Source organism: Streptoverticillium olivoreticuli subsp. olivoreticuli (assembly GCF_003391135.1).
GTDB lineage: Bacteria > Actinomycetota > Actinomycetes > Streptomycetales > Streptomycetaceae > Streptomyces > Streptomyces blastmyceticus.
This window is the reverse complement of the sequence record NZ_CP031455.1, coordinates 4865667-4886423: the sequence shown is the minus strand read 5'-3', so window position 1 is coordinate 4886423 and position 20757 is coordinate 4865667. Positions and strand designations below refer to the sequence as shown.

General features: G+C 70.3%; 16 protein-coding genes and 5 tRNA genes. 12 read left to right on the top strand and 9 right to left on the bottom strand.

All coding sequences use genetic code 11. The annotated features are described in order from the left end of the window. The first annotated feature begins 199 nt into the window (after positions 1-199). The 6 genes from purS to purM all read left to right on the top strand — a co-directional run bounded on the left by purS (position 200) and on the right by purM (position 7039). Positions 200-454 (top strand): phosphoribosylformylglycinamidine synthase subunit PurS, encoded by a 255-nt coding sequence (gene purS, locus DXZ73_RS21370; RefSeq protein ID WP_116212697.1) that lies wholly within the window; start codon positions 200-202, stop codon positions 452-454. Beyond that, positions 451-1131: a phosphoribosylformylglycinamidine synthase subunit PurQ gene (gene purQ, locus DXZ73_RS21365; RefSeq protein WP_116212696.1), complete on the top strand. Its 681-nt coding sequence runs from the start codon at positions 451-453 to the stop codon at positions 1129-1131. Before purS ends, purQ begins: the two co-directional genes overlap by 4 nt. Then, positions 1128-3377 (top strand): phosphoribosylformylglycinamidine synthase subunit PurL, encoded by a 2250-nt coding sequence (gene purL, locus DXZ73_RS21360; protein WP_116212695.1) that lies wholly within the window; start codon positions 1128-1130, stop codon positions 3375-3377. Before purQ ends, purL begins: the two co-directional genes overlap by 4 nt. Positions 3378-3474: 97 nt before the next feature. Beyond that, positions 3475-4269 (top strand): maleylpyruvate isomerase family mycothiol-dependent enzyme, encoded by a 795-nt coding sequence (locus DXZ73_RS21355; RefSeq protein ID WP_116212694.1) that lies wholly within the window; start codon positions 3475-3477, stop codon positions 4267-4269. Positions 4270-4413: 144 nt separating this feature from the next. Continuing rightward, the gene (purF, locus tag DXZ73_RS21350; RefSeq protein ID WP_116212693.1) at positions 4414-5931 is read left to right on the top strand and encodes an amidophosphoribosyltransferase; all 1518 of its coding nucleotides are present in this window, start codon (positions 4414-4416) and stop codon (positions 5929-5931) included. A 40-nt stretch (positions 5932-5971) separates the two neighbouring features. Beyond that, the gene (gene purM / locus DXZ73_RS21345; protein WP_116212692.1) at positions 5972-7039 is read left to right on the top strand and encodes a phosphoribosylformylglycinamidine cyclo-ligase; all 1068 of its coding nucleotides are present in this window, start codon (positions 5972-5974) and stop codon (positions 7037-7039) included. Positions 7040-7185: 146 nt separating this feature from the next. Here the strand turns inward: purM and DXZ73_RS21340 are convergent, their stop codons facing one another. Both DXZ73_RS21340 and DXZ73_RS21335 read right to left on the bottom strand, forming a co-directional pair. Continuing rightward, positions 7186-7446 carry a DUF3073 domain-containing protein gene (locus DXZ73_RS21340; RefSeq protein ID WP_116212691.1) on the bottom strand — a complete coding sequence of 87 codons (261 nt, stop codon included), beginning with the start codon at positions 7444-7446 and terminating at the stop codon, positions 7186-7188. Positions 7447-7821: 375 nt separating this feature from the next. Continuing rightward, positions 7822-8937 carry a Leu/Phe/Val dehydrogenase gene (locus DXZ73_RS21335; protein ID WP_116212690.1) on the bottom strand — a complete coding sequence of 372 codons (1116 nt, stop codon included), beginning with the start codon at positions 8935-8937 and terminating at the stop codon, positions 7822-7824. A gap of 202 nt (positions 8938-9139) precedes the next feature. Here DXZ73_RS21335 and DXZ73_RS21330 point away from each other — a divergent pair, with 202 nt between their 5' ends. Continuing rightward, a complete protein-coding gene (locus DXZ73_RS21330; RefSeq protein ID WP_116212689.1) occupies positions 9140-9988 on the top strand; it encodes a hypothetical protein in 849 nt (282 codons plus the stop codon). Positions 9989-10487: 499 nt separating this feature from the next. After that, on the top strand, positions 10488-10694 hold the full coding sequence (bldC, locus tag DXZ73_RS21325; protein ID WP_003949541.1) for a developmental transcriptional regulator BldC: 207 nt from the start codon (positions 10488-10490) through the stop codon (positions 10692-10694). A gap of 460 nt (positions 10695-11154) precedes the next feature. Here bldC and DXZ73_RS21320 read toward each other — a convergent pair whose 3' ends face one another. The 6 genes from DXZ73_RS21320 to DXZ73_RS21295 form a co-directional block, all read right to left on the bottom strand. Next, the gene (locus DXZ73_RS21320; RefSeq protein WP_116215755.1) at positions 11155-11373 is read right to left on the bottom strand and encodes a DUF6274 family protein; all 219 of its coding nucleotides are present in this window, start codon (positions 11371-11373) and stop codon (positions 11155-11157) included. Positions 11374-11567: 194 nt separating this feature from the next. Then, positions 11568-11642 (bottom strand) — tRNA-Asp (locus DXZ73_RS21315). A gap of 117 nt (positions 11643-11759) precedes the next feature. Then, a complete protein-coding gene (gene hrpA / locus DXZ73_RS21310; RefSeq protein WP_116212688.1) occupies positions 11760-15710 on the bottom strand; it encodes an ATP-dependent RNA helicase HrpA in 3951 nt (1316 codons plus the stop codon). A gap of 312 nt (positions 15711-16022) precedes the next feature. Next, positions 16023-16096 (bottom strand) — tRNA-Phe (locus DXZ73_RS21305). Positions 16097-16119: 23 nt separating this feature from the next. Then, a tRNA-Asp gene (locus DXZ73_RS21300) sits at positions 16120-16194 on the bottom strand. Positions 16195-16233: 39 nt separating this feature from the next. After that, positions 16234-16306 (bottom strand) — tRNA-Glu (locus tag DXZ73_RS21295). A gap of 183 nt (positions 16307-16489) precedes the next feature. Between DXZ73_RS21295 and DXZ73_RS21290 the strand changes: the two genes are divergently transcribed. Continuing rightward, positions 16490-16840 carry a metallopeptidase family protein gene (locus DXZ73_RS21290; protein ID WP_116215754.1) on the top strand — a complete coding sequence of 117 codons (351 nt, stop codon included), beginning with the start codon at positions 16490-16492 and terminating at the stop codon, positions 16838-16840. Positions 16841-16997: 157 nt separating this feature from the next. Here the strand turns inward: DXZ73_RS21290 and DXZ73_RS21285 are convergent, their stop codons facing one another. After that, the gene (locus DXZ73_RS21285; RefSeq protein WP_116212687.1) at positions 16998-17501 is read right to left on the bottom strand and encodes a hypothetical protein; all 504 of its coding nucleotides are present in this window, start codon (positions 17499-17501) and stop codon (positions 16998-17000) included. 199 nt (positions 17502-17700) lie between these two features. On the opposite strand from DXZ73_RS21285, the gene DXZ73_RS21280 reads away from it, so the two are divergent. From DXZ73_RS21280 to DXZ73_RS38260, 3 genes are all read left to right on the top strand, one after another. Beyond that, complete coding sequence (locus DXZ73_RS21280) at positions 17701-19977, top strand: DEAD/DEAH box helicase (RefSeq protein WP_116212686.1); 2277 nt, start codon at positions 17701-17703, stop codon at positions 19975-19977. 131 nt (positions 19978-20108) lie between these two features. Next, positions 20109-20181: transfer RNA gene (locus DXZ73_RS21275), tRNA-Lys, on the top strand. Between the two features lie 248 nt (positions 20182-20429). Continuing rightward, positions 20430-20705 carry a hypothetical protein gene (locus DXZ73_RS38260; protein WP_162890273.1) on the top strand — a complete coding sequence of 92 codons (276 nt, stop codon included), beginning with the start codon at positions 20430-20432 and terminating at the stop codon, positions 20703-20705. Positions 20706-20757: the final 52 nt, after the last annotated feature.

The following is a 20757-nucleotide window of genomic DNA, read 5'->3' as shown; positions in this document are numbered from 1 at the left end:
AAATGGAAGCCCACTTAATTCGGTCGGCGTGGCCCCCGGCAATCAGGACCGTACATTTTTTCCGCGATTTTCCCCGGATTCTTCCTGTGTCGATGCGTAAACGTGACAGGGTGGCCACCATATCTATGCGCGTAGATTTTTTGGGACTGTACTCTGGCACCACCGCTTCAGCTCACGCACCACACCACCGGGAGTGCCAGTGGCACGCGTCGTAGTCGACGTCATGCTCAAGCCGGAGATCCTCGACCCGCAGGGGCAGGCGGTGCAGCGCGCGCTGCCACGCCTGGGTTTTGCGGGGATCGCCGACGTCCGTCAGGGCAAGCGCTTTGAACTCGAGGTGGAGGGTCCGGTCGACGACGCCGCCCTCGCCCGCATCCACGAGATGGCGGAAACGTTTCTCGCCAACACCGTGATCGAAGACTTCACCGTGAAGGTCGACGGAGAAGCTCGATGACCGCCCGTGTAGGAGTCATCACCTTCCCCGGCACTCTGGACGACCGCGACACCCAGCGCGCCGTCCGTATCGCCGGACTCGAACCCGTATCGCTGTGGCATCGCGACAAAGACCTCAAACAGGTCGATGCCGTGATCCTGCCCGGTGGCTTCTCCTACGGCGACTATCTGCGCGCGGGTGCCATTTCCCGCTTCTCGCCCGTCATGGAGAAGGTCATCGAGGGCGCCCGGGAGGGCCTGCCGGTCCTCGGCATCTGCAACGGCTTCCAGGTGCTCACCGAGTCCCACCTGCTGCCCGGCGCGATGCTGCGCAACAACCACCTGCACTTCATCTGCCGCGACCAGAAGCTGCGGGTGGAGAACGCGGACACGGCCTGGACGTCCGACTACGAGGCGGGCCAGGAGATCTCCGTCCCGCTGAAGAACATCGACGGCCGCTATGTGGCCGACGAGCGGACCCTCGACGAGCTGGAGGCGGAGGGCCGTGTCGCCTTCCGCTACCTGGACGGAAACCCCAACGGCTCGCTCCGCGACATCGCCGGCATCACCAACGCCGCGGGCAACGTCGTCGGCCTCATGCCGCACCCGGAGCACGCCGTCGAGCCGCTGGTCGGTACGGGCCGTACCGACGGGCTCGGGTTCTTCACCTCGATCTTGAAGAAGCTGGTCAACGCATGAGCCTGGACACCGTCAAGCACGCGGGCGAGACCCCCGACGCCGCGCAGCCGTGGGCCGAGCTGGGTCTGAAGCCGGACGAGTACGCCCGCATCCACGAGATCCTCGGCCGCCGTCCCACCGGCGCCGAGCTGGCCATGTACAGCGTGATGTGGTCCGAGCACTGCTCCTACAAGAGCAGCAAGGTCCACCTGAGGCAGTTCGGCGAGAAGGCGCCCGAGAACGAAGCCCTCCTCGTCGGCATCGGCGAGAACGCCGGTGTCGTCGACGTCGGCCAGGGCTACGCGGTCACCTTCAAGGTCGAGTCGCACAACCACCCCTCGTACATCGAGCCCTACCAGGGCGCGGCCACCGGCATCGGCGGCATCGTCCGCGACATCCTCGCCATGGGCGCCCGCCCGGTCGCCGTCATGGACCCGCTGCGCTTCGGCGCCGCCGACCACCCCGACACCAAGCGCGTCCTGCCGGGCGTCGTCGCGGGCATCGGCGGCTACGGCAACTGCCTGGGCCTGCCCAACATCGGCGGCGAGGTCGTCTTCGACGCCTGCTACCAGGGCAACCCGCTGGTCAACGCCCTCTGCGTGGGCGTGATGAAGCACGAGGACATCCACCTGGCCAAGGCGTCCGGCGCGGGCAACAAGGTCATCCTCTACGGCGCCCGCACGGGCGGCGACGGCATCGGCGGCGTCTCCGTGCTCGCCTCGGAGACCTTCGACTCCACCGGCCCGGCCAAGCGCCCCGCCGTCCAGGTCGGCGACCCCTTCCAGGAGAAGCTCCTCATCGAGTGCACCCTGGAGATCTTCCGCGAGGACCTGGTCGACGGCATCCAGGACCTCGGCGGCGCCGGTCTGTCCTGCGCCACCAGCGAGCTGGCCAGCGCCGGTTCGGGCGGTATGCGCGTCGAGCTGGACACCGTGCCGCTGCGCGACTCCTCCCTCTCGCCCGAGGAGATCCTCATGAGCGAGTCGCAGGAGCGCATGTGCGCGGTCGTCGAGCCCGGCAAGGTCGCCCGCTTCATGGAGATCTGCGAGAAGTGGGACGTCATCGCCACCGTCATCGGTGAAGTGACCGACGGCGAACGGCTGGAGATCTTCTGGCACGGCGAGCAGATCGTCGACGTGCCGCCGCGCACGGTCGCGCACGAGGGGCCGGTCTACGAGCGGCCGTACGCCCGGCCGGAGTGGCAGGACGCACTCCAGGCCGACGACGCCGCGCGGCTGCCCCGCCCGGCGACCGACGACGAGCTGCGCGAGCAGGTCCTCAAGGTCGTCTCCTCCCCGAACCAGGCCTCGAAGTCCTGGATCACCGATCAGTACGACCGGTTCGTGCAGGGCAACTCCGTGCTGACGCAGCCCGAGGACTCGGGCATGGTCCGCATCGACGAGAACACCAACCTGGGCGTGGCGGTCGCGACCGACGGCAACGGCCGCTACACCAAGCTCGACCCGTACGCCGGCGCGCAGCTCGCGCTCGCCGAGTCGTACCGCAACGTGGCCGCCACCGGCGCCCGGCCGCTCGCCATCTCCAACTGCCTGAACTTCGGCTCGCCCGAGGACCCGGCCGTCATGTGGCAGTTCGCCGAGGCCACCCGCGGTCTGGCGGACGGCTGCCTGGAGCTGGGCACCCCCGTCACCGGCGGCAACGTCTCGCTCTACAACCAGACCGGCGAGACCGCCATCCACCCGACCCCCGTGGTCGCGGTGCTCGGCGTGATCGACGACGTCAACCGCCGTACGCCGATGGCCTTCTCGGAAGAGGGCCACCTGCTCTACCTCCTGGGTGACACCAAGGAGGAGCTGGGCGGTTCGGCCTGGTCGCAGGTCGTCCACGACCACCTCGGCGGGCTGCCGCCGGCCGTGGACCTGGAGCGCGAGAAGCTGCTCGCCGAGATCCTGATCGCCGCCTCCCGCGACGGCATGGTCGACGCGGCGCACGACCTCTCCGACGGCGGCCTGATCCAGGCCCTCGCCGAGTCGTGCCTGCGCGGCGGCAAGGGCGCGCGGATCGTCGTCCCCGACGGACTGGACCCCTTCGTGTTCCTGTTCTCGGAGTCGGCGGGCCGGGCGGTCGTCGCCGTACCGCGCAGCGAGGAACTCCGCTTCGGCGACATGTGCGGCGCCCGCGGCCTGCCGGCGGCGCGCATCGGCGTGGTGGACGGCGAAGTGATCGACATCCAGGGCCACTTCGAGCTCCCGCTCGCGGAACTGCGCGCTGCGCACGAAGCGACGATCCCGGCTCTGCTGGCCTAGCGGACGAACGCCGTACGGGCCGGGCACTTCCGGCCCGTACGGCGATCGAGGACCGGAGCCCGGTTGCGGGAGGGGGCGAGTGGGGGAAAATCCCCTCATGCCTCCCGCCCAGCGCAAGCGTGCCCGAACGTACGACCTCGACAGGACCCGCGCGGCCGTCATCGCGCAGCTCGGCAACGTACGCGCCGTCGTCGAAGCCCTCGACGAGGGCCGGTTCGCGCTGCCCACACGGCTCGGCGACTGGACCGTCCGGGAGCTGGTCACGCATATCGCCCTGGGCGTCCGCTCCGTCGCCCAAGGGCTCGAACAACCCGAGCCCCCGGCACGGGAGATCACGCTCGCCGAGTGGCCGTTCGTCACGGCCGAATACGCGACGCGGGTCGCCACGTCCGTACGGGAAGCGGCCGCCGCGGAGGAGCCCGTCGCGCTCCTCGCCCACGTGGCGGACCGCTTCGCCGAACTGACCTCCGGCGTGCCCGCGGAGCGCCTGCTGCAGGCCCGCCCCGGCGTGATGCGCCTCGACGACCTCCTCGTCACCAGATGCGTCGAACTCGTCGTGCACAGCGACGATCTGGCCGCCGCGCTCGGCGTGCAGATCCCGTTCGACCGGCAGGCCCTGGCCGCCGTCACCCGCCTGCTGGCGGACTCGCTGGCCCTCAAGGCGCCCGGGGGCTCCGTGGAGGTCCGCGTACCGCCGTTCGCGGTCGTGCAGTGCGTGGCGGGCCCCAAGCACACCCGAGGCACCCCGCCCAACGTCGTCGAGACCGACCCCCTCACCTGGGTGCGCCTGGCCACCGGCCGTACGGACTGGGCCACCGCCCTCGACGCGGCCGCGGTCTCCGCGAGCGGTGAACGCGCCGACATCTCCGCCCAACTGCCGTTGCTCACATGAGTGCTCATCCGAGCAACGCCACGCGGTAACTCACCTGAGCGGAAAAGGTGATTCGCTGTGCGCGCCGAGTGGCTGTCCGTGGTGTGAGGCATCCCTGGTCATCCCCGGTTCGGATGAACCTCGCACCTGCCATAGACTCGAGGTGTGCCTCGTGGTGATGGACGACTCAACCACGACCTGCTCCCCGGCGAGAAGGGCCCCCAGGACGCTTGCGGCGTCTTCGGTGTCTGGGCTCCGGGTGAAGAGGTCGCCAAGCTCACCTATTTCGGGCTGTATGCCCTGCAGCACCGCGGACAGGAGTCCGCGGGCATCGCAGTGAGCAACGGCTCCCAGATCCTCGTCTTCAAGGACATGGGACTTGTCTCCCAGGTCTTCGACGAAACCTCCCTCGGCTCCCTCCAGGGCCATATCGCGGTCGGTCACGCCCGCTACTCCACCACCGGTGCGTCGGTGTGGGAGAACGCGCAGCCGACGTTCCGGGCGACCGCCAACGGCTCGATCGCGCTCGGCCATAACGGCAATCTGGTCAACACCGCCCAGCTCGCCGAGATGGTCGCCGCCCTCCCCAAGGACAACGGCCGGGCCACCCAGGTCGCCGCGACCAATGACACCGACCTGGTCACGGCCCTGCTCGCGGGCCAGACCGACGCGGACGGCAAGCCGCTGACGATCGAGGAAGCGGCCACCAAGGTCCTCCCGGACGTCCAGGGCGCCTTCTGCCTCGTCTTCATGGACGAGCACACCCTCTACGCCGCCCGTGACCCGCAGGGCATCCGCCCGCTGGTCCTCGGCAGGCTGGAGCGCGGCTGGGTGGTGGCCTCCGAGACCGCCGCCCTGGACATCTGCGGTGCCACCTTCGTCCGCGAGGTGGAGCCCGGCGAGCTGGTCGCCATCGACGAGAACGGCCTGCGGACCTCCCGCTTCGCGGAAGCGAAGCCCAAGGGCTGTGTCTTCGAGTACGTCTACCTCGCGCGCCCCGACACCGACATCGCGGGCCGCAACGTCTACCTCTCCCGGGTGGAGATGGGCCGCAGGCTCGCCGCCGAGGCCCCCGTCGAGGCCGACCTGGTGATACCGACCCCGGAGTCCGGCACGCCGGCCGCCGTCGGTTACGCCGAGGCCAGCGGCATCCCGTACGGCACCGGCCTGGTGAAGAACTCCTACGTCGGCCGGACCTTCATCCAGCCGAGCCAGACCATCCGCCAGCTCGGCATCCGGCTCAAGCTCAACCCCCTCAAGGAGGTCATCCGGGGCAAGCGCCTGGTGGTCGTCGACGACTCGATCGTCCGCGGCAACACCCAGCGCGCCCTGGTGCGGATGCTCCGCGAGGCCGGCGCCGCCGAGGTGCACGTGCGCATCTCCTCGCCGCCCGTGAAGTGGCCGTGCTTCTTCGGCATCGACTTCGCGACCCGCGCCGAGCTGATAGCCAATGGCATGACGGTCGAGGAGATCGGCAAGTCGCTGGGCGCGGACTCCCTCGCGTACATCTCCCTCGACGGCATGATCGAGGCGACCACCATCGCCAAGCCGGACCTCTGCCGCGCCTGCTTCGACGGCGAGTACCCGATGCCGCTGCCGGACCCCGAGCTCCTCGGCAAGCAGCTTCTGGAGACCGAGCTGGCCGGCGGCACGGACGCCGCCGACGCGCTCCGTCGCCCGTAACGCCTCCGCAGTACCGAACGACACGAAAGTTCTCAAACACATGTCTGAGACCACTGGTGCCAGCTACGCAAGCGCGGGCGTCGACATCGAAGCCGGCGACCTCGCCGTCGAGCTCATGAAGAAGTGGGTGAAGAAGGCCACCCGCCCGGAGGTCGTCGGCGGTCTCGGCGGCTTCGCCGGGCTCTTCGACGCGAGCGCCCTCAAGCGGTACGAGCGTCCGCTGCTCGCCTCCGCGACCGACGGCGTCGGCACGAAGGTCGACATCGCCCGTCGGATGGGGGTCTACGACACCATCGGCCACGACCTGGTCGGCATGGTCGTGGACGACCTGGTCGTCTGCGGCGCCGAGCCGCTGTTCATGACGGACTACATCTGCGTCGGCAAGGTCTATCCGGAGCGGGTCGCGGCGATCGTCAAGGGCATCGCCGAGGGCTGTGTCCTCGCGGGCTGCGCGCTGGTCGGCGGCGAGACCGCCGAGCACCCCGGCCTGCTCGCCGCGGACGACTTCGACGTGGCCGGCGCGGGCACGGGCGTGGTCGAGGCCGACCGTGTGCTGGGCGCCGATCGCATCCGTACGGGTGACGCGGTCATCGCGATGGCCTCGTCCGGACTTCACTCGAACGGGTACTCGCTGGTCCGCCATGTGCTCTTCGACCGGGCGGGCTGGGAGCTGGACCGCGAGGTTCCGGAGTTCGGCCGCACCCTCGGCGAGGAGCTGCTGGAGCCCACCAAGATCTATTCGCTCGACTGCCTCGCGCTCACCCGCACGGCCGAGGTGCACGCCTTCTCGCACATCACCGGCGGCGGGCTCGCCAACAACCTGGCCCGGGTGATCCCGGCCGGGCTGCACGCCACCGTCGACCGCTCGACCTGGGCGCCGGGCGCCGTCTTCGACCTGGTCGGCCGGCTGGGCGGGGTCGAGCGGCTGGAGCTGGAGAAGACGCTCAACATGGGCGTCGGCATGATCGCGGTCGTGCCGCAGGAGTCCGTCGACGTGGCGCTGGCCACCTTCGCCGACCGGGGCGTGGAGTCCTGGGTGGCGGGCGAGATCACCGAGCGTGGCGACCACGCCGAGGCCGTGGCCCTGACCGGTGAGTACGGAAGCTGACGAGCGCGGATCCGCTGGTCCCGGGGCCTCAGGGCGCTCCGGGGCCGGTGGTCCCCTGGCCGGGTGGGGCCTTGTGAACCGGCACCGGGCAGCACAGAACCCGGTCCGGGGGCAGGCCCCGGACCGGGTCGGTGAGAGTTACGGCGTCAAGCGCGGCGACGGTATGTCGAGGAGTGGTCGGGCGATTGCTCGTCCTCGTCCTCGTGGTTGTAACGCTCCGCATACTGAGCGTACGGATCGTCGTCCAGCTCATCGTCCTTGTCGAGCGGCTCGCTGTTCGGCGGCTGCTTCGTCGTCGGCGATGCGCCCAGCTCATTGGCCAGACGTGAGAGATCGGTCCCGCCGCTGTTGTACTTCAGCTGGCGGGCGACCTTTGTCTGCTTGGCCTTGGCCCGGCCGCGCCCCATGGCTCGACCCCCTCAGTGACGGGGCTCGACGGCCCCAGAGTCTTGACACGCGTTCACGTTCATGAGTCAGAGCGGACCCTCGTCGAGGTGTCCGGCCTGTAGGGCTTCAACGGTACCTGCTTCCGCGGCCATACGGTACGTCGCCCGCATGACGTGCCACGTCGCACAACCCGAGGGGAGCCCCGTCCCCGCTGGTCAGCTGCGATTTTAACGTGTCTTGTGCGCCGACCCGCCGATGGGTGGTGAGGGATCTCTCCCTCACCACCTCCGCCCGGCCGGCTGTCGTATTCCCTGCGACGGCCCTCCGACCGCTGTGCGGGCACCGAGCGTACGGCCGGGCCACGGGCCGTGCCGCCCCGTGGCTACCGGCCGGTATTACAGGGCGCCGACGGGGACGGCGACGGCGCGGGCATCGGCCATGCGCTGCTCGGCGATCCGGTCGGCCGCGGCGGCCGGCGGGATGCCGTCCGACTTGGCGCGGTCGAATATGGCCAGCGTGGTGGCGAAGATCTCGTTCGCCTTGGCCTTCGCCCGGTCGAAATCGAAGCCGTGCAGCTCGTCGGCCACCTGGATCACACCACCGGCGTTCACCACGTAGTCCGGGGCGTAGAGGATGCCGCGGTCGGCGAGGTCCTTCTCGACGCCCGGGTGGGCGAGCTGGTTGTTGGCGGCGCCGCAGACCACGGTGGCGGTCAGGGCCGCCACGGTCTCGTCGTTCAGCGCGCCACCGAGGGCGCAGGGGGCGTAGACGTCGAGGGGGCTGCGGACCAGGATGTCCGCGGTGGCCACGGCGGTGACCTGAGGGTGCCGGGCGATGATCCGCTCGACGGCCTCGGCCCGCACGTCGGTGATCACGACCTCGGCGCCGTCCTCGACCAGGTGCTCCACCAGGTGGTGGCCCACCTTGCCGACCCCGGCGATGCCGACCCGGCGGCCGCGCAGCGTCGGCTCGCCCCACTGGGTCTGCGCGGCGGCGCGCATGCCCTGGAAGACGCCGAAGGCGGTGAGGACGGAGGAGTCGCCCGCGCCGCCGTTCTCGGGGGAGCGGCCGGTGGTCCAGCGGCACTCGCGGGCGACGACGTCCATGTCCTGCACGTACGTGCCGACATCGCACGCGGTGACATAGCGGCCGCCCAGGGACGCCACGAACCGACCGTAGGCGAGCAACAATTGCTCGCTCTTCACCGTTTCGGGGTCACCTATGATCACGGCCTTTCCGCCGCCGTGGTCGAGCCCGGCGAGGGCGTTCTTGTACGACATGCCGCGGGCGAGGTTGAGCGCGTCCCGCACGGCCTCCTCCTCGGAGGCGTACGGGTAGAAGCGGGTGCCGCCGAGGGCCGGGCCCAGGGCGGTGGAGTGGATGGCGATCACGGCCTTGAGGCCGCTCTCGCGGTCCTGGCAGAGCACGACCTGCTCGTGGCCACCCTGGTCCGATCCGAACAAGGTGTGCAGCACGCCGTCAGCGTCATCGGTGGGACGTACGTCAGTCACTGTGGTGACTCCATATGTCGCGGAGTTCGCCCTCCGGGGGTGGTGGAGGGCCGGTTGGCACGAGGGTAAGACCTGTGGGCCCGCAGGACGGGTCCGGTGCCGAGGATCACTCTCCCGGGGTGCGACGCCATGGGACGATCTGGACAGCAAGGGGGAGGGCTGGGCAACTCCCCGGAGGGTCCTCCGGTTTGAGGGAGCGGGTGTGGGGTTGGCGTCGTCGGTGACCGTCCCGTACGCGGCGTATCTGCGGGTCTACGAGCCTCTGGGCGCCTTCCCGGAACCGGAGCGCGGCCACTGGGCGCGCTATGCCCGTCGGGACGCGCTCCCGGGGGTCCAGGACGAACTCCGCCGGTCGCTCGCGGACCTGCTGCCCACGCCCCCGGTGCCGGTTCCGGTGCACGAGAGCGGTGACGCGTTCGTCGCCTTCCAGGACGGCGTCCTGTGCGTCTGCCCCTGGCGCACCCGGCTGCGCGGCTGGCTGGCGCTGGAGGAGCTGGCCGAGAGCCTGCCCGCACCGGTCCTGGACGCGGCGCTGCCGCCCGTGGTGCGCCGCCAGGCGGAGGCGGACTACGAGCACTGGCTGGAGCGCAACCCCGACGCCCGGCCGTGGATCCGCACCGCGACCTGGCAGGTGCCGCTGCGCTGGTTCGTCCTCTTCGCGGACGAGGAGCGGGAGTACGGCAAGGGCTGCGACCCCGGCCGCGACGGGCTGGTCCTCCGCTACCGCACGCCCATGGTGGAGGCCAGGCGGCGGGTGGCGCGGGGCCTGCGGACGCTCAAGGACGCGATCGACGAGGGGCCGCTGATCGACGGCCTGGTGGACGTGGGGCGCTGGCTGGAGGAGTTCCACCCGCGCTCGCTGGTGGAGCTGGACTACGGCGGGCTGGTGCACATGGTGCCCGAGGCCGATCTCGCGGAGGACCACTCGGCCGGCGACACCGCGGAGGGTCTCGCGGCGCTGCGTGAGGGGGACGGGGCCCGGGCGGGCGAGGCATACGAACGGCTGACGGAGCGTTGGAGCGCCGTGCGGAACCGTCAGTATGCGAACTGAAGTCCCATAGCGGGGTTCGAGGGACACTCGGAGGCTCCCGGGACGGGTGCGGGGGACCTAGGTCCCGATCCGGGCCATTGCGGCAACCGTGACCTAACGCACTTACGTCAGGTCTTGCGCCCATCGCCCACCCTCGTGGCAAAATAGGACAAGGAGTCCGGGAAGGGCTCCTTCCGTCCAACTAAGGGCGGATAGATCGGTATTGCACTCCTTGGCGGGTCTGGTGACCCCTGATCCCACTGTGACTGATCGTCACGGTGGCGTGACTGTCCGCTATGGCATGGTCCATCGGCTTCCGTCGAGGTTGAACACCTGAGAGGGCAATTCCATGGGTTTGGCCGACGTGGCTGGACAGATGGTGTAGTTGTAGTGCCGAGGACAAGCCGTTCGTCCTATAACCGACTCGGCCCGCGTCCGCCATTTCGGGCAACGTGGGTCAAGGTGCAGAATTTAGAGGAAAGAACCGACTCCAAGTCCGGTTCTCCCGAGGAGGCCGCTCATGACCGCTCGCACCCCTGATGCCGAGCCGCTGCTGACCCCGGCTGAGGTTGCCACGATGTTCCGCGTGGACCCGAAGACCGTGACCCGCTGGGCCAAGGCAGGCAAGCTCACGTCCATCCGCACGCTCGGAGGACACCGCCGCTACCGCGAAGCGGAGGTCCGCGCACTGCTGGCGGGCATCCCGCAGCAGCGCAGCGAGGCCTGAACAACCGTATAGCGCACTGCCGGGCGTTCCCCGGGGCCCCCAACCCGGTCCGACGCCCACAACGCAACACCTGGCTTCACACGACAGGGGGGCCTGCCCCAACAGGTTCCTTGCCCACCGACTTGGGCGAGTCGTCGATCGCGCTGGACTCCGCCGGGTCCAGCGCGATCTTTTTATGCTCGGGCCGAAGCGGTCCTCGCGCGGCCCCTCGCGCTCCCCGCGCGCGGCACGGAGCGGACTCCGGTTGCCCGCCGGACCCTTTCGGGTGGGGTGCAATTGCACATATTAAATTGACCCGTTGTAGGTGAGGGGTAAGTTCCGTCACTACGGAAAGTCTTTCGGTGACTCCTGTCACAGTGCAACGTGCTTGTCACTCACCGTGCTGCTGCGGTAAGGGGACGGAAGCCCCGTTGCTGCCCCAAGCCTGGCATCCGACTGCCGTCGCGACAGCCGCCGTTGGTCACTCGTCGGCGGGACTTACGTCCCGGCCGGCCCCGGAGTCCCCCTTGGCCGCCCCGGCCGCCTCCTGGGCGAGCCGCAGGAGGCGGTGGCACACCGCGCAGTGTCGGGTCAGGTGGCGATAGCCCGAGGCGGCCGACAGATGGGCGCGCAGCAGCGCCCTCGTCTCATGCCGGATGGTCTCGGTCCGCTTCGGCTCGGTCCGGGTGGTCGTCGTCATGGAGCGCAGCACCTCCACTGCCTGGGTACCCCTGGCACGTGTCCCAGTCAAGGTCGGATGCGAAAAGGCCCGGATCCTGGAGAGGTCCGGGCCTTCAATCGACAGGGGGCCGACGGGACTTGCCGTCGCGCACGAGGCTGCCCGTACAGCAGCAGAGCCCGCATCCGATACGGATGCGGGCTCTGACTCTACTGCGGTCCTGACGGGATTTGAACCCGCGGCCTCCACCTTGACAGGGTGGCGAGCACTCCAAACTGCTCCACAGGACCTTGTGCTTTCCCGCTCTCGCGGTGCTGCGAGACAGACTCTACAGCAGGTCAGGGGGTGTGGTCGAACCCGACCTCCACGAGGGGTCCGGAGCGGGGCCCGGGGGCCCCGCACCTCACCTACGGCGCCAGTTGATCAATCGCCTTCACGATGCGCTTGTCCGACACCGGATACGCGGTGCCGAGCGCGTGGGCGAAGTAGCTGACCCGCAGCTCCTCGATCATCCAGCGCACGTCCCGCGCCTCCCGCGGCACCGGCCTCCCCTTGGGGAACTGCTCCAGCAGCCACGCGTACTCGTCCTGCATCTCCTTGACCTTCGCCAGGCGCGTGCGGTCCCGCTCCGCGTTGGCCGGCATCTGCGTCAGCCTGCGGTCGACGGCCACCAGATAGCGCAGCAGGTCCGGCAGCCGGCGCACGCCGTGCTCGGTCACGAACCCCGGCTTGATCAGCGACGCCAGCTGCTCCTTGACGTCCGTGAGGGACGGCACGAGCACGAGCGAGGTCGTCGCCTTCAGCCGCCGCTCGCACGCCTGCCAGGCGGCCAGCACCTCCTGCACCTTCCGGATGGTGTCCAGCGTCGCGTCGACGATGTCGGCCCGCACCGCGTCGAACAGCTTCCGGAAGGACTCCTCGTCCCAGGCCGGACCGCCGCGCAGCGCGATCAGCTTGTCCGCGGCACCGGCCACGCAGTCCTCGAAGAGGGCCTGGATGGAGCCGTGCGGATTCCGCGACAGGGCGAGCTTCTGCTGGTTGCTGAGCTTGTCCTGGGCGAATTTCGCGGGGTTGGAGGGGAGGTTGAGCAGGATGAGGCGGCGGGTGCCCCGCCACATGGCCTCCTGCTGCTCCGCCTCGGTGTCGAAGAGCCGCACCGCGACCGAGCTGCCCTCGTCCACCAGCGCGGGGTACGCCTTGACCGGCTGCCCGGCGCGCCGCGTCTCGAAGGTGCGCTGGAGCGTCCCGACGGTCCACTGGGTGATCCCCGAGCGCTGCTCCGGGGCGCGCGCCGCACCGGCCTCGCCCGGGCTCTCCGCGGCCTGCTCGAAGGCCTTGGTGATCGCGGCCTGCGTCTTCGGCTTCAGCCTGATCCGCAGCGCCTCCAGGTCCTTGTCCTCCGCGATCTTCCGCTTGCGCTCGTCGACGATCCGGAAAGTGATCTTCAGGTGGTCCGGGACCTTGGCGAGGTCGAAGTCCTCCGGCTCCATCCGCACGCCCACCATCCGCTGGAGCTCACGCGTCAGCGTGGTCGTCAGCGGCTCCTGGAGGGGCACCGCCCGGTCCAGGAAGGCCTTGGCGTAGTTCGGCGCCGGGACGTAGTTGCGGCGGATCGGCTTGGGCAGCGACCGGATCAGCTCCGTGACCAGATCCTCGCGCAGCCCCGGGATCTGCCAGTCGAAGCCCTCGGCCGAGACCTGGTTGAGCACCTGGAGCGGGACGTGGACGGTCACACCGTCGGCGTCCGCCCCCGGCTCGAACTGATAGGTCACCTTGAACTTCAGCCGGCCCTGCCGCCAGGAGTCCGGGTAGTCGTCCTTGGTGACCGCCTCGGCGTTCTCGTTGATGAGCATGGAGTGCTCGAAATTGAGCAACTCCGGTTCGTCCCGGCGCTTGTGCTTCCACCAGGAGTCGAAGTGCGCACCCGAGACCACGTGTTCGGGCAGCCGCTGGTCGTAGAAGTCGAAGAGCGTCTCGTCGTCCACCAGGATGTCGCGGCGGCGGGCGCGGTGCTCCAGCTCCTCGACCTCGCCGAGCAGCTTGCGGTTGTCGTGGAAGAACTGGTGGTGCGTCCGCCAGTCGCCCTCCACCAGGGCGTTGCGGATGAAGAGCTCACGGCTGGTCTCCGGGTCGATGCGCCCGTAATTGACCTTCCGCTGCGCCACGATCGGCACGCCGTACAGCGTGACCCGCTCGTACGCCATCACGGCCGCCTGCTTCTGCTCCCAGTGCGGCTCGCTGTAGTTGCGCTTCACCAGGTGCTCGGCGAGCGGCTCGATCCACTCGGGTTCGACCTTGGCGTTGACCCGCGCCCACAGCCGCGAGGTCTCCACCAGCTCCGCGGACATGATCCAGCGCGGCTGCTTCTTGAACAGCGCGGAACCCGGGAAGATCGCGAACTTGGCGCTGCGGGCACCGAGGTACTCGTTCTTCTCGGTGTCCTTCAGACCGATGTGCGACAGCAGGCCGGCCAGCAGCGACTGGTGTACGCGGTCCTCCGGCGCGTCCTCCTCCGCGAGGTGGACGCCCATCTGCTTGGCGACCGTCCGCAGCTGGGAGTAGATGTCCTGCCACTCGCGTATCCGGAGATAGTTCAGGAACTCCGATTTGCACATGCGCCGGAAGGCCGACGACGACAGCGCCTTCTGCTGCTCGCGCACATAGCGCCACAGATTGAGGAAGACGAGGAAGTCGCTCGTCTCGTCCTTGAACCGCGCGTGCTGCTGATCGGCCTGCTGCTGCTTCTCCGAGGGCCGCTCCCGCGGGTCCTGGATAGACAGCGCGGCCGCGATCACCATGACCTCGCGGACACAGCCGTTGCGGTCGGCCTCCAGCACCATCCGGGCCAGCCGCGGGTCCACCGGCAGCTGCGCGAGCTTGCGGCCGAGCGGGGTCAGCCGCTTCTTGTGGTCCTTCTCCTTGGGATCGAGCGCGCCCAGCTCGTGCAGGAGGTCGACGCCGTCCTTGATGTTGCGCCGGTCCGGCGGGTCGATGAAGGGGAACCGCTCGATGTCCCCGAGCCCGGCGGCGGTCATCTGGAGGATGACGGAGGCGAGGTTCGTACGGAGGATCTCGGCGTCCGTGAACTCCGGCCGGGAGAGGAAGTCGTCCTCCGAATACAGCCGGATGCAGATGCCGTCGCTCGTACGGCCGCAGCGGCCCTTGCGCTGATTGGCGCTGGCCTGCGAGACCGCCTCGATCGGCAGCCGCTGGACCTTGGTGCGATGGCTGTAGCGGGAGATGCGGGCGAAGCCGGGGTCGATCACATAGCGGATGCCCGGCACGGTCAGCGAGGTCTCGGCGACGTTCGTCGCGAGGACGACACGGCGGCCCGTGTGGCGCTGGAAGACCCGGTGCTGCTCGGCGTGCGACAGCCGCGCGTACAGCGGGAGGATCTCCGTGAACCTGAGCTTCTTCTTCTCCAGCGCGTCCGCCGTGTCGCGGATCTCCCGCTCGCCGGAGAGGAAGACGAGTATGTCCCCGTCGCCCTCCCGCTGGAGCTCGTCCACCGCGTCGCAGATCGCGGTGATCTGATCGCGGTCGGAGTCGGAGGAGTCCTCCTCCAGCAGCGGCCGGTACCGCACCTCCACCGGATACGTGCGCCCGCTGACCTCGATGATCGGGGCGTCGCCGAAATGCCGGGAGAAGCGCTCCGGGTCGATGGTCGCCGAGGTGATGACGACCTTGAGGTCCGGGCGGCGCGGCAGCAGCTGGGCGAGGTAGCCCAGGATGAAGTCGATGTTGAGGCTGCGCTCGTGCGCCTCGTCGATGATGATCGTGTCGTACTGGCGCAGCTCGCGGTCCGTCTGGATCTCGGCGAGCAGGATGCCGTCCGTCATCAGCTTCACGAGGGTGTCGCCGCCGACCTGGTCGGTGAAGCGGACCTTCCAGCCGACCGCCTCGCCCAGCGGCGTCCGCAGCTCCTCCGCGACCCGCTCCGCGACCGTACGGGCGGCGATGCGGCGCGGCTGGGTGTGGCCGATGAGGCCCCGGACGCCGCGGCCGAGCTCGAGACAGATCTTGGGGATCTGGGTGGTCTTGCCGGAGCCGGTCTCGCCCGCGACGATCACGACCTGGTGGTCGCGGATCGCCGCGAGGATGTCGTCCTTCTTCTGGCTGACCGGCAGCTGATCGGGGTAGGTGACCGCGGGCACGGCGGCGCGCCGCTGTGCGACGCGCTGCTCGGCGGTGTCCGCCTCGGCCGCGATCTCGGCCAGCACGGCCGTACGGGCCTCGGGCTTGCGGATGCGGCGAGCCCCCTCGAGCCGACGGCCCAGCCGCTGCGCGTCGCGCAGCATCAGCTCGGACAGGCGGGCGCCGAGGTCGGCGAAGGTGGCGGAAGCAGGCTGCGTAGACATACGAAGTCCAGGATCGCACCAGCCGCGCGAAACGAGCGAACCCATTTCCGCGGGGCGCGGGGGGCGGATACGGGTGCCCATGTGGCGGGAAGGTGTCCGGGAGCCCCCGGGCAGTCCAGGGGGGAGGAGCCCACGGGAACGGGCCCCTCTGATCCGCCGCGACGGTGATCAGCCACCGCGATGCTGTTCGGCGGTGCCGAACCGCCCCCGGCCTCGCCGCCAGGTGCAGCGCGTCCCGGCTGCGGGCCGCAGGCCGGAGGGCGGGCCCGGAAAAAACACTGAGCCCCTCATCCGAGGATGAGGGGCTCACCGTGGCTGGGGCCGGGGTCGAACCGGCGACCTTCCGCTTTTCAGGCGGACGCTCGTACCAACTGAGCTACCCAGCCACGCGATCCACGAGGAATCGCAGCGGTCCTGACGGGATTTGAACCCGCGGCCTCCACCTTGACAGGGTGGCGAGCACTCCAAACTGCTCCACAGGACCTTGCTATGTGCGAGCACTAGTCTCGCACATGTTTAAGCGTGCCCCCAACGGGATTCGAACCCGTGCTACCGCCTTGAAAGGGCGGCGTCCTGGGCCACTAGACGATGAGGGCTGATGGCCCACCTGGGCGCTTCGCAGCGCCTCGGGGACGTGAGAAGCATATGGGATGGGAGGAGGGAACGCCAAAACGGTTTGCCGACCGTTCCGCGCGGCGCCCCCGGACCGGCGGCGGAGGGGCCTGCACGGCCCGCCCGGGCTACGGCGCGGAGCGCGCGTGTGGCGGACAATGGCGAGCGTGCTGGAGATGACGCGCGAGGAGTTCGAGGAACTGGTCGCCGAGGCCCTGGACCGGATCCCGCAGGAGCTGACGCGGCTGATGGACAACGTCGCGGTGTTCGTGGAGGACGAGCCCCCGGCGGACGACCCGGAGCTGCTCGGCCTCTACGAGGGGACGCCGCTGACCGAGCGCGGCGAGTGGTACGCGGGGGTGCTGCCGGACCGCATCACCGTCTACCGCGGGCCGACGCTCCGGATGTGCGCCACCCGGGAAGAGGCCGTGCACGAGACGGAGGTGACGGTGGTTCACGAGGTGGCCCACCACTTCGGGATCGACGACGAGCGGCTGCACGCGCTCGGTTACGGGTGAGCCCTGGGGGACCGGTGGTGTGCCCGGCGGTGCGCTCGGGACGGGAGTGGGCGGGTGGCGGCGCGCCGCGCGTGTCCTGCGCGGGGCGGGGCCAGTTGGGCAGGGCGCCTGTCCCACGCACTCCTAAGGCGGTCCCCTCCATGTGCCCCTCCTCCGCTCAGACAGCCGCCACCCGGATCGCGGCCGTGGCCGTCGCAGCCCTGGCCCTCGGGGGGTGCATGAGTGTGAGCGACCCGGAGAAGCCCGCTTCGTCGTCGGGCGCGGGCAAGCAGCGCGACGCGCGGCCGGAGCCGGACGGCGGGGTGCGGATGCCGGGCAGCAGGCCCGGCCGTACGGACGCGAAGGCGGCGCGGGGCGCGAGCGGCAGTCCCGCGGCCAAGGGCGCGTCCGCCGGGGCGCCGTCCGCCTCGCCCTCCGACGACCAGGCCGAGGCGTCGCCGGGGGCCGCGAAGCCGGGCAAGCCGGGGTCCAAACCGAAACCGCCGGCCGGGCAGGGCTCCGGCACGGGGCCCACGCAGGGCAGGACGACCCCGCCCACCCAGGCGCCCCCGCAGCCGCCGAGCAGCACGGCGCCGCAGCCGCCGACGAGCCCGCCGCCCGTCTCCTCGCCCCCGCCCGCGCCCCAGCCGGGCCCGCAGGCCGGGCCTGTGGCGTAGGCCATTCGAGGGGCGGCTTGCGCTCGGGGGTGGTGGGTGCGTATGGTGGTAGATCGTTTGATCCCATTTGCCCGGCGCCTGACAGAAGCGCGCCGTGTGGCGCGTTCCTTACCTTGCCGTGGCTGACCGCATCGAGGCGGTCATTTGTGAAGCCGACACGGAGCTTGGGCGCGTGCCGAAACTCCGGAAGGTTTCGCATTTCGCATGTCTATTTCCACTGAGAACACCGTCATGCCCGAGGGCGACGAGATCGTCGTCACCGAGGCGCTCGAGACCGTCGACGCCGTCGAGACCGTCGTCGAGGAGGCCGCCGAGCCGGCCGAGCCGACGATCACCTTCGGCGACCTCGGCCTGGACGACGCGATCGTCCGCAAGCTCGCGCAGAACGGTGTGACCACCCCGTTCCCGATCCAGGCCGCGACCATCCCGGACGCCCTGGCCGGCAAGGACATCCTCGGCCGTGGCCGCACGGGCTCCGGCAAGACCCTCTCCTTCGGTCTGCCGCTGCTCTCCACGCTGGCCGGCGGCCACACGGAGAAGAAGCGCCCCCGCGGTCTGATCCTCACCCCGACCCGCGAGCTGGCGATGCAGGTCGCCGACGCCCTCCAGCCGTACGGTGACGTGCTCGGCCTCAAGATGAAGGTCGTCTGCGGCGGTACGTCGATGGGCAACCAGATCTACGCCCTGGAGCGCGGCGTCGACATCCTCGTCGCCACCCCGGGCCGTCTGCGCGACATCCTCAACCGCGGTGCCGCCCAGCTCGACAAGGTCCAGGTCGCCGTCCTCGACGAGGCCGACCAGATGGCCGACATGGGCTTCCTGCCCGAGGTCACCGAGATCCTCGACCAGGTGCCGGCCGGCGGCCAGCGCCTGCTGTTCTCCGCCACCCTGGAGAACGAGATCGACACCCTCGTCAAGCGCTACCTGGTCGACCCGGTCACGCACGAGGTCGACGCCGCACAGGGCGCGGTCACCACCATGACCCACCACGTCCTCGTCGTGAAGCCGAAGGACAAGGCGCCGGTCACGGCCGCCATCGCCGCCCGCAAGGGCCGCACGATCATCTTCGTCCGCACCCAGCTGGGCGCCGACCGCGTCGCCGAGCAGCTGCTCGACGCCGGTGTGAAGGCCGACGCGCTGCACGGCGGCATGACGCAGGGCGCCCGTACCCGGGTCCTGGAGGACTTCAAGGGCGGCTACGTCAACGTCCTCGTCGCCACCGACGTCGCCGCGCGCGGCATCCACGTCGACGGCATCGACCTGGTCCTGAACGTCGACCCGGCCGGTGACCACAAGGACTACCTGCACCGCTCCGGCCGTACGGCCCGCGCGGGCCAGTCCGGCACGGTCGTCTCCCTGGCCCTGCCGCACCAGCGCAAGCAGATCTTCCGTCTGATGGAGGACGCGGGCGTCGACGCCTCGCGCCACATCGTCGGCGGCTCCGGCGCCTTCGACGAGGAGGTCGCCAAGATCACGGGCGCCCGCTCCCTCACCGAGGTCCAGGCCGACTCCGCGGCCAACTCCGCCAAGCAGGCCGAGCGCGAGGTCCAGGAGCTCACCCGCCAGCTGGAGCGCGTCCAGCGCCGCGCCACCGAGTTCCGCGAGGAGGCCGACCGTCTCCTGGCGCGCGCCGCCCGCGAGCGCGGCGAGGACCCGGAGGCGGCCGTGGCCGCCGCTGCCGAGGCCGCCGCCTCGGAGGCCAAGGCCGAGGAGGCCGCCGAGGCCGCCGCCGTGCCCGCGCAGGCCGCTCCGGCGCACGAGCGCCGTGACGACCGTGGCAACTTCGACCGCCGCGACGACCGTCGTGACGACCGCTCCGGTGGTTTCCGTCGTGACGACCGTCGCGACGACCGCTCCTCCGGTGGCTTCCGCCGTGACGACCGTCCCTCCGGTGGCTTCCGTCGCGATGACCGTCGTGACGACCGCTCCGGTGGCGGCTTCCGTCGTGACGACCGTCCGTCGGGTGGCTTCCGCTCCGGTGGCGACCGTCGTGACGACCGCTCCGGTGGTTTCCGCCGTGACGACCGCCCCTCGACCGGTGGTTTCCGCCGCGATGACCGTCCGTCCTCCGGCGGTGGTTTCCGCCGTGACGACCGTCCGTCCTCCGGTGGCGGCTTCCGTCGTGACGACCGTCCGTCGGGTGGCTTCCGCTCCGGTGGCGACCGTCGCGATGACCGCTCCTCCGGTGGCTTCCGTCGTGACGACCGCCCGTCGGGTGGCTTCCGCTCCGGTGGCGACCGTCGTGACGACCGTCCCTCCGGTGGCTTCCGCCGTGACGACCGCCCCTCGACCGGTGGCTTCCGCTCCGGTGGCGGCGACCGTCCGTTCAACCGCGACCGTCGTGACGACCGCCCCTCGACCGGTGGTTACCGCTCCGGTGGCGACCGTCCCGCCGGCCGTCGTGACGACCACCGCGGTGGCGGCGCCGGTTCCTCCTTCGGCCGCCGCGACGACAAGCCGCGCTGGAAGCGCAACGGCTGATCACCGCAGGTGAATTGGGGCCCGTACGGCACTTCGGTGCCGTACGGGCCCCACTGCGTATCCACCCCCGGCCGATGAGTCGGCCATAACGACTCGGGATAACGCGGTCGGCCGGGCTATGCTGCGGGTGCGGGCCGTTAGCTCAATTGGCAGAGCAGTGGACTTTTAATCCATTGGTTGTGGGTTCGAGTCCCACACGGCCTACCGGTTCCACTGGTATCGAAACCCCCGCCGACCTGGTCGGCGGGGGTTTCGGCGTTCTGTGAGGCCCGGCTGACGCGCGCTCAGTCCAGTCGGCCGCCGAGGCCGGCGCGATCTTACGGACGTAGACATTCCGCGACTGTCGGCACGCATGACGAATGGCATCGGCGACGTCGTCGGCCGTGGGTCCGGCTTCCGGAAGTGTCGACATCCGGTACCGCTCGGCGGGGTCCCGCGTCACCGGATCGCCGGTGAGCATCACCCCGGCGCTGTTGACGAGCGCGCCCGTGGCCCCGTACGCGCCCTCCGCCTCCCGGGACGCCCGGGTGACGGCCGTGCGGCCGCTCGCGTCCACCGCCCCGCCGAGGGTGGGCGCCCGCGGCTGTTCGAGCCGTCTGCCCAGGAACGGCGGCGGACGGCCGTCCTGTGCGAACAGCCGGGCACGGGCGGCGCCGAAGCCGGAAGGGGCCCCGGTGGCCACGGCGGGCGGGGAGGGGGTGTCCATGCCCGGGACGCCAGGCGCGTAGGGCGCGGTGCGCCCGGTGCGGGGTCCGGACGGGTGACCCGACCAGTTCGCCC